The organism is Corynebacterium sp. HMSC14B06, from assembly GCF_001807075.1.
GTDB classification, from domain to species: Bacteria; Actinomycetota; Actinomycetes; order Mycobacteriales; family Mycobacteriaceae; genus Corynebacterium; species Corynebacterium jeikeium_D.
This window is the reverse complement of sequence record NZ_KV787396.1, coordinates 21586-34388: the sequence shown is the minus strand read 5'-3', so window position 1 is coordinate 34388 and position 12803 is coordinate 21586. Positions and strand designations below refer to the sequence as shown.

Here is a 12803-nt window from a genome sequence, read left to right as displayed (position 1 = left end):
TGTGAAATAGGTACAGTGCGATGAGTAATCCCGCCAGCAATACCAGCGTAAATGTGAACCCCTCTCAAAGCGCAGCGTCCAACGCTGCCGCGCCAAACCCTAAGGCCGCAGTCCCGGTCTTGCTGTTTTCCTTTGTATTCTGTTTGGTCTTGGACAATGGCTTTAAGTTCATGACCAAGCCGATTGCGGAATCTCTGGATCTCAGTGTCTCCACGGCCAGTCTGCAGGCGACACTCGCCGGTATTTTGATTGGCATTGGCGCGGTGGTGTACGCCGCATTGGCGGACAGCATCAGTATCCGCAAATTGATGATTGTCGGTATCGGCTTTGTCGCAGTGGGCTCTCTACTGGGTTATTTCTTCCAGGGCGTATGGCCAGTGGTGCTTACTGCCCGCATTATTCAAACTGCCGGTCTGGCGGCGGCTGAGACACTCTACGTCATCTATGTCACCAAGTACCTAAGCCCAGAAGATCAGAAAACCTACCTCGGCTTTTCCACCGCGGCTTTCCAAGCTGCACTGCTGATTGGAACGTTGACCTCGGGAATCGTGGCTACCTACATTTCCTGGCCGGCTATGTTCCTGATTTCGCTCATTCTGATAGTTGCCATTCCGTTCCTGATCAAGACAGTTCCGGAGGAGCAACAGCAGAAGAGTCACCTGGATATCTTTGGCTTGTTCCTCATCGCGGTCATCGCCACTGCGGTGATGCTGTTCATGCAGCAGTTCCAATGGTGGTGGCTGGTGGCCGCTGCGCTGGGCGTCGCGCTCTTTGTCTCGCACATCCGGACACATGACAACGCCGTGGTCAGCCCGTCGTTCTTTACCAATGCCCGCTACGTTTGCGCGCTGATTGTTGTGCTCGTGGTTTACATGGTCCAGTTGGGGTATTCGGCCATTCTGTTGCCGTATATGGTCGACGAACTCTATGGCATCAACCTCGACGGTGCTGCCTATATTCTCGCGCCGGGCTATCTCTGCGCGGTCATCGTTGGTGTAATGTCCGGCAAGGTTGCCAAGTTCCTGACTTCGAGGCAGGCTATTGTCGCTGCCATCAGCATTATTATCGTCGCACTACTCATTCCTGCGGTGCTGCCGGGAGCCGGTGTTTCCACGGTTATCGTGTCTATGATTCTGTTCCCATCAGGGTTCGCGCTCATGTATGCGCCGTTGGTCGCGACCGCACTGCAGAACATTCCTGCGGCCAAGTCCGGTGTTGCAATCGGTTTCTACAATCTGACTATCAACATCGCCGTCCCGGTTGGCATTGCGTTAACGGCTATGCTTGTTGATTCTCGACCGGCCTTCTTCAGCGCCCTTTCCATCGCGCAGTCTGAAGCAGAAGGGGTCTCCGCTACCATCGCTTGGTTGCTGGCGCTCATGGCTGTCGTAGGTTTGCTGGTGTACGTCATCTCCGACCGCATCATCAACGACACCGCAGAGAACCGCGAGAGGGTCCAAGCCTAGGGTCGCGCAACATCTTGCGCTTGGTGCTTGACGACGGACATTGCGTCGTCAAGCACCTTTTTCTTTGTGTGACGTGGGCGCATGAGGGGAGAGGGTACAAATAAAAGGCGTTCATTGGAGAGATGAGCAAGAGCCGCGTGCTTAATAATGCGGGTGTGGGTAAGCTGCTAAGGGTAGTGGCTCCTTTCATCGGGAGCCTGGCGTTTCGTAGTGGGACAAGGCTGGAATAGCCACCGCTGCAGCCGCTGTTTTGAACTCACTAAGAGTGAAGGACGTTCCTTATATATAAGGTGCGTTCGAAAAACGGCAATTTCAATGAAAAAGGGAGAGGTTTCCACGTGAGTTTCGATGATTGCCCACCCTCGACTCCGGCCCACCGTGAGAAGAATCCAGAGTCGCGTGCATGCCCAGTTGCGGCTATTGACTGGAACACGATTCCTGATGACAAGGATCTCGAGGTTTGGGATCGTCTGACCGGTAACTTCTGGTTGCCGGAAAAGGTGCCGCTGTCGAATGACATCAAGAGCTGGAATACGCTCAACGCGCTGGAGCAGCGCACCACGATGCGCGTGTTCACTGGTCTGACCATGTTGGACACCATCCAGGGCACAGTTGGCGCAGTATCGCTGATCCCCGATGCGCTGACTCCGCACGAGGAAGCTGTGTACACCAATATCGCCTTTATGGAATCGGTGCACGCAAAGAGCTACTCGTCGATTTTCCAGACGCTGGCGTCGACTCCTGAAATCCAGGATGCGTTCCGTTGGGGCGAGGAAAATGAGTACCTGCAGAAGAAGGCCAAGATCATCCTCGACTACTACGAGGGCGATAACCCGCAGAAGAAGAAGGTCGCTTCCACTTTGCTGGAGTCCTTCCTGTTCTACTCGGGCTTCTACCTGCCGATGTACTGGTCCAGCCACGCCAAGCTGACCAACACCGCGGACATTATTCGCCTGATTATTCGTGATGAGGCAGTTCACGGTTACTACATCGGTTACAAGTACCAGCGCAACCTGGAGCGTCTGACCCAGGCTGAACGTGACGAGCTGAAGGATTACACCTTCGATCTCATGTTTGATCTCTACGACAACGAGATTCAGTACACCGAAGAGATGTACGACGAACTCGGTTGGACCGAGGATGTCAAGCGTTTCCTGCGTTACAACGGCAACAAGGCTCTGAACAACTTGGGCTATGAGGGTATGTTCCCGGCCGACGAGACTCGAGTTTCGCCGTCAATCCTGTCGGCTCTGTCGCCGAATGCTGACGAAAACCACGACTTCTTCTCAGGTTCCGGCTCTTCCTATGTCATGGGTAAGGCTGAAGTAACCGAGGATGAGGACTGGGACTTCTAAAAGCACAGGTGTAGGGAGCATTTCCGCACCGAGCCCTATTCTGGTGACAGCACACACGGGGGTAGTAGTCCTAGCCTCGACGGTTCCTGCTAAAAAGGCGTTAGCCCAGGTTAAGACAATTCTCAGGAAACTAATAGTGTGCTTAGCTGAGTGGGGAAGTTGGCCGGAAAATCCCTTGGCCTTAACTTTTTCCAAGGTTCAGACTAGAATCTGGCACATAGTGGTAGGTGGGTTCGCCGTCGCGTACTCACCTGCACTATTCTCACAAGGACAAAACTTCAAATCCCTGTAGTGAGTTACAGGAAATCTTCGCGTAGTAAGGAGGAAGAATGACTGCAGTAGCGCCTCGTCCAGATCATGGCGTTGTAGCGCCGGAACGGCCGCAGCCGTTCGGACATGAGCGTAAGGGCAGCTGGGCGTGGGAAATGCTGACCACGACCGACCACAAGAAGCTGGGCATTATGTACATCATTATGTCCTTCTCGTTCTTCTTTGTCGGCGGTCTGATGGCTCTGCTTATCCGTGCTGAGCTCTTCGCCCCAGGACTTCAGTTCCTTTCTAACGAGCAGTTCAACCAGATGTTCACCATGCACGGCACGGTGATGCTGCTTCTGTTCGGTACCCCGATTGTTTGGGGTTTTGCTAACTACATTCTGCCGCTTCAGATTGGTGCTCCGGACGTGGCTTTCCCGCGTCTGAACGCTTTCGGCTTCTGGCTGACCACTGTTGGTGGCATTCTGATGCTGTCGGGCTTCCTGACTCCGGGTGGTGCTGCTGACTTCGGTTGGACCATGTACTCTCCGCTGTCTGACCCGATTCACTCCCCGGGTGTCGGTTCTGACCTGTGGATTGTCGGTGTCGGTATCGGTGGTGTCGGTACCATCGCTTCCGCTATTAACATGACCACCACTGTCCTGTGCCTCCGCGCACCGGGCATGACCATGTTCCGTATGCCAATCTTCACCTGGAACATCCTGGTTACCTCGATTCTGGCTCTGCTGATTTTCCCGATTCTGACTGCAGCTGCTCTGGGTGTTCTGTACGACCGTAAGCTGGGCGGTCACATTTACGACCCGGCAAACGGTGGCGCCATGCTGTGGCAGCACCTGTTCTGGTTCTTCGGCCACCCAGAGGTCTACGTTCTGCTGTTGCCGTTCGTGGGCATCATTACTGAGGTTGTTCCGGTCTTCTCCCGTAAGCCGCTGTTCGGCTACGCAGGTATGGTCTTCGCAACCCTGTCTATTGCAGGTCTGTCCATGGCTGTGTGGGCGCACCACATGTTCGTGACCGGTGGCGTTCTGCTTCCGTTCTTCTCGTTCATGACCTTCCTGATTTCGGTCCCGACCGGTGTTAAGTTCATCAACTGGATGGGTACCATGTGGCGCGGCCACATGACCTTCGAGTCCCCGATGACCTTCGCTCTCGGCTTCATCGTGACCTTCCTGTTCGGTGGTCTGACCGGTATTATGCTGGCTTCCCCGCCGCTGGACTTCCACGTCTCCGACACCTACTTCGTCGTGGCACACTTCCACTACACCCTGTTCGGTACCTTGGTCTTCGCTTCCTACTCGGGCGTTTACTTCTGGTTCCCGAAGATGACTGGTCGTATGCTCGACGAGAAGCTGGCAAAGGTTCACTTCTGGCTGACTTTCATCGGCTTTAACCTGACCTTCCTGGTCCAGCACTGGCTGGGTAACGAGGGTATGCCGCGTCGTTACGCCGACTACCTCGAGACTGATGGTTTCACCACCCTGAACATGATCTCCACCGTTGGTGCGTTCATCCTGGGTCTGTCTGTTATCCCGTTTGTCTGGAACGTCTTCAAGTCCTGGCGCTACGGTGAGGTCGTCACTGTTGATGACCCGTGGGGTTACGGTAACTCTCTCGAGTGGGCTACCTCTTGCCCGCCGCCGCGCCACAACTTCACCTCGATGCCGCGCATCCGCTCGGAGCGCCCGGCGTTCGAGCTGCACTACCCGCACATGGTTGAGCGTCAGCGCGCAGAGGCCCACGTTGGTCGCCAGCTCTAAGAGCTAGTGGCTACATGGCTGATGCAACTCTGAGTTAATAACTACGCGAAGCTACGGCCCCATCACGGAGAACCGTGATGGGGCCGTAGTCTTGTCTTTGAAAGTCTTTCCTAGGGAAGGCGCAGTAAGGGGGGGGGGCGCAGGGAGCGCACCAAGGGAGCTGAAGGGGAGAGCAGCGGAGAGCAGGGGGGCGACAGCTAATGGCTGCGACTGGCCACCCACTGAAGTGCGGAATCCCACTATGCGATGAGCACTCTGCCGGGGCTTCATGCGATACTGGATTGGTGAATGAACAGGTAATTATCTCTCCCAGTCAGTCTGTAGATACCGATGCTCTATCGGTTTCGTTGGCACCGGGACTAGCTCCGGTGCTTATTACCGCTGTTGGCCGAGACCGCCCGGGTGTCTCCGCAGCTTTCTTCCGCGTGCTCGCGGCCCACGGAGTTCAAATTTTGGATGTGGAACAGTCGGTGTTCCGCTCTAATCTGAGCCTCGGTGCGCTTGTTGGTGTCACAGAAGAAAAGGTCGGTGTTCTCCGTGAGGGACTCATTGAAACACTGAAGCCTCACGGCATGACTGTCAGTTTCCAGCTGGATGCCCCGATTGAGCGCAGCGATGGCTCCACCCACGCACTTGTCGTGTTGGGCAATCCGGTCAACGCTGAGGATATTTCCCGTATCGGCCGCACTCTTGCTGATTACGGTGCAAACATCGATTCCATTCGCGGTATTGCTGACTACCCAGTCACTGGCCTGGAATTGCTGGTCTCTATTCCGGACCCGAAGCCGGGTGCGGGCATTCCGCTGCGTAAGGCACTGGCCGAGCTTGCACAGGACCAGGACATTGACATCGCAATTGAACGCGCTGGTTTGCAACGCCGCTCCAAGCGCTTGATTTGTTTCGATGTGGACTCGACCTTGATTACCGGTGAGGTCATTGAGATGCTGGCCGCCCATGCTGGTCGCGAGGCGGAGGTTGCAGCGGTTACAGAGCGCGCTATGCGCGGTGAGCTGGACTTCGCCGAGTCACTGCATGAGCGAGTTAAGGCTCTGGCTGGCCTGCCGGTCAGTGTCCTAGAGGAAGTCACTAACTCCATCGAGCTGACTCCAGGCGCCCGCACCACGATCCGCACGCTGAAGCGCCTCGGTTACAAGTGTGGTGCTGTCTCCGGTGGCTTTATCCAGATCTTGGAGCCGCTGGCAAAGGATCTCGGTCTGGACTTTTACAAGGCGAATACCCTCGAGGTCGAGGACGGAAAGCTGACTGGACGCGTGGTCGGCGATGTCGTCGATAGGCAGGAGAAGGCCCGCAGCCTCAAGACGTTCGCCGCAGAGTCGGGGCTTCAGATGCATCAGACCGTTGCGGTCGGCGATGGGGCCAATGACATCGATATGTTGTCGGTCGCAGGCCTTGGTATTGCTTTCAATGCCAAGCCGGCGCTGAAGGAAATCGCTGACACGTCCGTCAACGTTCCATTCATGGACTCGATTCTGTTCATGCTGGGCATTTCCCGCGATGAAATCGACGATGCCGACCGCGAAGATGGCACCTTCCGCCGCGTGCCGTTGGAGCAGTAGTGCAACGCGAGGATCACAAGGATCCAGCTGTCACGGACGCATCATCGGTACCGGAGTGGTTCCGTATCGCCCATAATCTCCTGCCGCAACCTGATAGGGAAGACCACGGCGAGGATGTGCCGTGGGCAATGGCTATTGTGCTTGAGGTTCCGAAGAAGGAACGCCCCTCGCGCACTGCGCTGCTCCGCGCTGCCGCGATGGCTGTTGTTGCTTGTTGCCTGGACGAACGCGCAGGCGATGACACTTCTGCCTATCAACAAGGTCTGGCGTCTTGGTACGGTGCGCGCATCCGCAAGCTCACACGTCGCGCTCGCAATATCGGCTGGCAACGCGCTCAGCTTGCACCGGGTGTCACCGTGGACGTCGACGGCGCGCAAGCTCGCGCACTAGTGCCAACGCCTGTCGACGAAACCTACCCGGAGATTGCCAAACTACAAATTTCCGGCACCGATTTGCCTTACGACGACCCGGAGAACACATCTCCCGGCGCCCCGGGCGACCATGAGAGCGCTGACACCTTTGCTCCGCCAGTGATTTGGGTGGACAAAAACCTGAATATGTCCGTAGGAAAGGTGGCCGCGCAAGTTGGACACGGCTCGATGCTCTATGCGGCCAGCCTGTCGGTCGAGGACGCTTGGGCGTGGGCGCAAAGTGGTTATGCGTTAGATGTGAAAGAAGTACCGCGGGAGCAGTGGCCAGCGCCAGAGCCCCGCGCGGTTGAGGTTCAGGATGCCGGGTTTACCGAGATTGCACCCGGTTCAGTCACCGTGGCGGTGACCCCTGGGGCAGTAACTCACGACTGAGCGCGTGCTGCCTCCATGGCCTTGAGATCCTTGCGCAGAATCTTGCCCGTCGCCGACTTCGGGATTTCATCCATGAACTCGACTGCTCGCACCTTCTTGTACGGTGCGACGCGGTCGGCGACGTAGTCCATAATCTCGTCTTCAGTCACCTGCTTGCCCGCCTTGAGGACAACGTAGGCCTTAGGAATCTCCTCGCCGTCGGAGCGAACGACACCACTGCAGGCGGCATCGGCAATATCCGGGTGGCTGAGCAGCACGGACTCGAGCTCGGCCGGCGGAACCTGGTAGCCCTTGTACTTAATCAGTTCCTTGAAGCGGTCGACGATGTACACATTCCCGTGTTCGTCGAGTTCCGCAACGTCGCCGGTACGCAGCCAACCGTCGACAAGCGTCTCTGCCGTCGCCTTCGGGTTGTTGAGGTAGCCCTTCATCACCTGTGGACCATGAATCCATAGCTCACCTGCCTCCGAGCGCCCCTCGGCGGGAACCGGGATTTCCTCAAAGCTGTCGGAGTCGAGGTTGACAATCTTGTACTGAGTGTTGGGGACTGCGCGACCGATCGAGTCCAGCGGACTATCGTGGCCGATGCGGATGTGGGCTGCTGGCGAGGACTCGGTCATGCCGAAGCCCTGTGCGACCACGCAGTCAAGGCGCTTTTCCACCTGTTCCGCGAGGTCAAGTTGGAGAGAAGCGGCACCCGAGAAGATTGTCTCCAGGCTGGACAGGTCAAAGGAATCGACAGCTGGGTGCTTGGCCAGGCCCACAGCTACAGGCGGTGCGATGAACGCGAACTTCACCTTGTGCTCGGCGATGATGGACAGGAAATCGACGAGGTCGAACTTGCCCATGGTGTACTGCGTCGTGCGGCGCCACAGGCACAGATTCAGCAGCGCAGTCAGGCCGTAGATGTGGAAAAACGGCAGGATAGTGACAGCCGGGGTGTCCTCGGTCAGCGCGTTGACTGTAGCTCCACCCGCCTGAGCGACGTTGGCCACCAAGTTGCGGTGAGTGAGCTGGACGCCCTTCGGTACACCGGTGGTTCCCGAGGAAAACGGAATCACGGCAACGTCATCGGGTGATACGTCGACGTCCGGGGCTGCGTGCCCCTCGGCAAGCAGCTCGCCCATGCCGTGGAGACCCGTCAGGCCGATAATCATCTCTTCCGGCAGACCAGCAGCCTCAGCGCCGTGGGCGCCAGCCCAACCGATTGAGGAGGTCGTCAGCATCATCTTGGCGTCAGAGATACGCAGCTGCTTTTCAACGTCCTCGGCAGTTGCCAGCGATGCAACGGTCGTGCAGACAGCGCCTGCGCGCAGGACACCGTGGAGAGCGACGGCGAAGGTTGTCGAGTTGGGGCAGTGGAGAGCCACAACGTCGCCCTTCTTAATCCCACGTGCTGCCAGCGCACCCGCGAACTTCTCGATGCTGGCCTTCAGATCGCTAAAGGTGACCTCGGAGCCTGAGTCAACGATTGCAAGCTTGTCCTGGTGACGTGGCTCAATCTCTCCGAAGAGGAACTCAAAGAGCGAGGTCTCCGGGATGTCGATGTCGGGGAGGTTGCTGGAAAGGGGCATGCAGGAAATCGCCTTTCTAATCTCGCGCACGGCTGCCACGTGCCCTGCTTCATTAGCCAGGTCACAGCAGCAGTGCTGTGTTCCACATCACAATAATGTATTGGATGGAAAAGCGTGGGATTTTTTCCAGAAACTATGCCTAATCCAGCATTACCTCGTGAGTCCAGACAGCTTCCCCTCTGAATCAACTTTGGGTCAGCCGCTGCAACGCTCCAGCCGCAATATCCAGGTTGGTCGTCCGCCAGAAGTCAGGCATCGACGCGGCGATCCAGGAACCATAGCGTGCAGTAGCCAACCGTGAATCCAGTACCGCAACAACCCCGCGGTCATCGACTTGGCGTAGCAGACGACCAGAACCCTGCGCCATCAGCAGCGCTGCATGTGTCGCTGAGACCTCCATAAAACCGTTTCGGCCAGCGGCATTAGCCGCATCGGAGCGCGCGGACAAAAGCGGGTCGTCGGGGCGGGGGAACGGGATGCGATCGATGATGACACACGATAGCGATGGGCCAGGAACATCGACGCCTTGCCACAGCGTCAGCGTGCCAAACAAGCATGTCTGCGGATTAGCTGCGAAGCGATCAACCAGAGCACCGATAGAGTCATCGCCTTGGCACAGCACGTCGTAAGGCAGGCGCTTGCGCATTTCCTCCGCCGCTGCCTCGGCGCCTCGGCGAGAAGAAAACAGCCCGAGCGTTCGCCCACCAGCGGCGCGGATGAGGCGCTCCATGATCGCGAACTGCTCTGGTGTGGCGCCGTCGCGTCCAGGTCGTGGCAGGTCGCGTGCGACGTAGAGGATGCCAGATTTCTGCGGGTCAAAGGGCGTGCCGACGTCCAAGCCATCCCACCCACCGGAGGGAAGCCCCCAAGCGGCGGCCATGGCATCGAACTTGCCGCCAAGAGCAAGTGTTGCTGAGGTCAAAACGACGGTGGATTCGCCGAAGAGGCGTTCGCGAAGCAGTGCTGCGATGGACAGGGGAGCGACATAAACTGTCTTGTTCTCGCCAAGCCATACGACATCGTCGCTACTGAACTCTAGAATTCGCACGACTGTGTCGTGCATATTCTCCACGGCAGCGCGGACGGTCTGGCGCTCAGTGTTGTCAGAGTCAGAACCCGAACCACCGGAGCCCGACCCGCCAGAGCTGCCTGAACTAGAGGTACCTAGCGTGGTCTGTAGTTGCCACAGGCTATCGCGGAGCGAAGCTAGCGCCGCTCCAAGCTCACCGGGAATTTCTTCGAGTGCGCCGCTGTAGGCGTCGGCAAGCAATGCGACGGTCTCGCCGAGTAAATCCGTGGCATCGGTGACATCATCCACCTGCTCTGCGGCGCCGAATTTGCGGGCGCGCCGGGCCATCATGGTGATACCGGCAGGGGAGAGCTCGTCGGTGGCAACAGAGGTGATTCGACCGTCGAGCTCGTGAGCCTCGTCAATGACAACGCAGTCGTGCTGCGGCAAAATCATGGCGTCGGAGAGCGCATCGATGGCCAACAGTGCGTGATTGGTGACAACGATGTCGACGTTGGAGGCCTCGCGGCGGGCTTGTTCGGCGAAACACTCCTCGCCGAAAGGGCAGGAAATGGCACCGACGCATTCGCGAGCCGTGACGGAGACCTGCCGCCAGGCTTCGTTGGAAACGCCCTTGTCCAGGCTGTCGCGGTCGCCGGTGTCGGTGTCATTGGCCCACTCGCGTAGCCGCATGACCTCGGCAGCGGTTCGGCTGAGCTGCGCTTCGCTGAGTAGAGCAGTGGGGCCGCCCATAGCGGTCGGCTCGGATTCATCACCGTCCATGACGGGATCTTTGATGACATTTCCGACCTTGGACTTGCACAGGTAGTTCGAGCGGCCCTTGAGGATTGCGAAGGTTGGCGTACGGGACAAGTGTGGCTCTAGCGAACTGACTAGCCGCGGCAAGTCGCGTTCGACCAGCTGGCGTTGCAGCGCAATGGTCGCCGTGGAAACGATTACAGACTCGTCGGACTCCATTGCTTGCACAATGGCAGGCACCAGGTAGGCCAGCGACTTACCCGTACCGGTACCTGCCTGTACCGCTAGGTGCCGCTCGCGCGCAAAGGCGGAGGCCACCGACCGGGACATTTTGACCTGATTCGGTCGAGTCGTTCCGCCGAGTTCCTTCACTGCCGCATCGAGAAGAGCTTCGATGCTATCCGCGTTATGGACGCTGGCTCTCGGTGAAGCTAGCTCGTCAACATCGTCAACATCGTCAAAGTCCTCAAAGTCGTCCGATAGCTCAGCAAAATTTGCGTGCTCGGTACTGTCCGACACAGTTCCCCCGCCGCCTAAACGCCGTGAAAACGGACGGACAGTACCGGCTCGTCACGGGAAAGTGCGAGCCCCTCCCAAGGGAGGCTGACCAGCGCCTTAACCAAGTGATCGCGGGACTCCTCCAAGGTCGGTAGACCATCGACGACCTCGCCATCGCGCATCATCGGAATGGTCAGATCGCGGTAGTGCAGGTTGCCCACATCCGGGATTTCCGAGCCGAGCGGGAAAGCGATTTCCTCTACGGCGGTACCGGAACGGCGACAGGTACGAATCGCCGCCTTCACGCCACCATGGCTCCGCTTATCCAGAGAACGCTTGGCGACGGGCACCCCATCAACTTCGACCATCTTGTAGACCAGGCCCGCAGTCGGTGCGCCGGAGCCAGTGACTACAGAGGTGCCCACGCCGTAGACATCGACCGGCTCTGCCCTCAGCGCCGCAATGGCGAACTCGTCGAGGTCAGAGGACACTACGATGTTGGTGTTGTGCGCCCCCAGCGAGTCGAGCTGCTGACGCACCTGGCGAGCGAGAACTCCGAGGTCGCCGGAGTCAATACGTACACCGCCGAGTTCCGGACCCGCGACCTCAATAGCCGTATTGACGCCCTCGGTGATGTCGTAGGTATCCACCAACAAAGTGGTGTCGGTTCCCAGTGTGTCAATCTGAGCCTTGAAGGCCGCAGCCTCGTTCGTCGTGCCATCTGGGTTGGTGTGCAACAGAGTCCACGCGTGCGCAGCGGTACCGGAGGCTGGGATGTTGTACCGTGCCGCTGCCTCCAAGTTGGAGGTGGCGCTAAAACCTGCCAGGTAAGCGGCGCGGGCAGCAGTCACAGCTGCTTCTTCATGAGTGCGACGCGAACCCATTTCAATAATCGGGCGCCCACCGGCAGCCGTGACCATTCGGGTTGCTGCCGAGGCGATGGCGGAGTCTGCATTGAGAATGGAGAGAATAACAGTCTCCAAAATGACGCACTCGGCGAAAGTGCCTCGCACCGTCAAAATGGGCGAGGCGGGGAAGTAGAGCTCTCCCTCGCGGTAGCCGTCGACTTGGCCACTGAAGGAATAGTTACGCAGGTAATCCAGCGTCCTGTCATCGAGGAAGTCCAGCGAAGCCAGCTGTTCCTCGGTGAAGCGGAAGTTGCGGATAGCATCCAACACACGCGCTGTACCAGCGACAACGCCATAGCGGCGCTCATTCGGTAGACGACGGCCAAACACCTCGAAGGCGACCTGGCGCTCGCCGGATCCGTCGGCAAGCGATGCCTGCAGCATCGTCAGCTCGTACTTATCGGTGAGAAGGGCGGTGGAGGAATGCTTATCAATCACGGTCAATAGTCTAGTCGGCTGAAGCGGGCCGGGGCAGTCGGTTCCGGCGAGCGCGCGCCACTCCGTACTATCCTGGTGCCTATGAGCATGCCAGCAGCAACACCGATGCCCACTATGGATGCCGATGTCGTGACGGAATCGAACCGACCCTGGCAGTGCATTGTGTGGGATGACCAGGTTAATTCGATGAGTTATGTCACCTACGTGTTTCAGATGCTCTTCGGCATGGACCGAAAGAAGGCGCACGCGCTGATGATGACGGTTCACACGGAGGGCAAGGCAATCGTGTCTTCCGGTGAGCGTGACAAGGTGGAGGCCGATGTGAAGAAGCTCCACAAGGCAGGCTTGTGGGCAACAATGGAGCAGGCTGACTAAGCCGATATTCG

Annotated in this window: 9 protein-coding genes; 6 read left to right on the top strand and 3 right to left on the bottom strand. The window is 58.1% G+C overall.

The annotated features are described in order from the left end of the window. Positions 1-20 precede the first annotated feature (20 nt). From HMPREF3130_RS08750 to HMPREF3130_RS08730, 5 genes are all read left to right on the top strand, one after another. On the top strand, positions 21-1466 hold the full coding sequence (locus HMPREF3130_RS08750; RefSeq protein WP_083276371.1) for an MFS transporter: 1446 nt from the start codon (positions 21-23) through the stop codon (positions 1464-1466). Positions 1467-1804: 338 nt separating this feature from the next. Next, on the top strand, positions 1805-2821 hold the full coding sequence (gene nrdF, locus HMPREF3130_RS08745; protein ID WP_016422253.1) for a class 1b ribonucleoside-diphosphate reductase subunit beta: 1017 nt from the start codon (positions 1805-1807) through the stop codon (positions 2819-2821). A 329-nt stretch (positions 2822-3150) separates the two neighbouring features. Next, on the top strand, positions 3151-4851 hold the full coding sequence (gene ctaD, locus HMPREF3130_RS08740) for an aa3-type cytochrome oxidase subunit I (RefSeq protein WP_048732989.1): 1701 nt from the start codon (positions 3151-3153) through the stop codon (positions 4849-4851). 284 nt (positions 4852-5135) lie between these two features. Beyond that, a complete protein-coding gene (gene serB / locus HMPREF3130_RS08735) occupies positions 5136-6428 on the top strand; it encodes a phosphoserine phosphatase SerB (RefSeq protein ID WP_049193346.1) in 1293 nt (430 codons plus the stop codon). Then, positions 6428-7231 carry a peptidyl-tRNA hydrolase gene (locus tag HMPREF3130_RS08730; RefSeq protein WP_049193344.1) on the top strand — a complete coding sequence of 268 codons (804 nt, stop codon included), beginning with the start codon at positions 6428-6430 and terminating at the stop codon, positions 7229-7231. Before serB ends, HMPREF3130_RS08730 begins: the two co-directional genes overlap by 1 nt. On the opposite strand, the gene HMPREF3130_RS08725 is transcribed toward HMPREF3130_RS08730, so the two are convergent. From HMPREF3130_RS08725 to HMPREF3130_RS08715, 3 genes are all read right to left on the bottom strand, one after another. After that, positions 7222-8805, bottom strand: coding sequence for an AMP-binding protein (locus HMPREF3130_RS08725; protein ID WP_070429776.1), 1584 nt, complete (start codon positions 8803-8805; stop codon positions 7222-7224). The two genes, HMPREF3130_RS08730 and HMPREF3130_RS08725, sit on opposite strands and share 10 nt — an antisense overlap. Before the next feature lie 184 nt (positions 8806-8989). Further along, the gene (locus tag HMPREF3130_RS08720; protein WP_193390811.1) at positions 8990-10969 is read right to left on the bottom strand and encodes an ATP-dependent DNA helicase; all 1980 of its coding nucleotides are present in this window, start codon (positions 10967-10969) and stop codon (positions 8990-8992) included. 137 nt (positions 10970-11106) lie between these two features. Beyond that, positions 11107-12417, bottom strand: a complete 1311-nt coding sequence (locus tag HMPREF3130_RS08715; RefSeq protein WP_016422259.1) for a nicotinate phosphoribosyltransferase — start codon at positions 12415-12417, stop codon at positions 11107-11109. Positions 12418-12498: 81 nt separating this feature from the next. Between HMPREF3130_RS08715 and clpS the strand changes: the two genes are divergently transcribed. After that, positions 12499-12792, top strand: a complete 294-nt coding sequence (clpS, locus tag HMPREF3130_RS08710; protein WP_005511165.1) for an ATP-dependent Clp protease adapter ClpS — start codon at positions 12499-12501, stop codon at positions 12790-12792. Positions 12793-12803: the final 11 nt, after the last annotated feature.

Excerpts from the sequence above, each read along its gene's own strand:
- HMPREF3130_RS08750 (WP_083276371.1), top strand. The coding sequence starts at position 21 with ATGAGTAATCCCGCCAGCAATACCAGCGTAAATGTGAACCCCTCTCAA.
- ctaD (WP_048732989.1), top strand. The coding sequence starts at position 3,151 with ATGACTGCAGTAGCGCCTCGTCCAGATCATGGCGTTGTAGCGCCGGAA.
- HMPREF3130_RS08725 (WP_070429776.1), bottom strand. The coding sequence starts at position 8,805 with ATGCCCCTTTCCAGCAACCTCCCCGACATCGACATCCCGGAGACCTCG.
- clpS (WP_005511165.1), top strand. The coding sequence starts at position 12,499 with ATGAGCATGCCAGCAGCAACACCGATGCCCACTATGGATGCCGATGTC.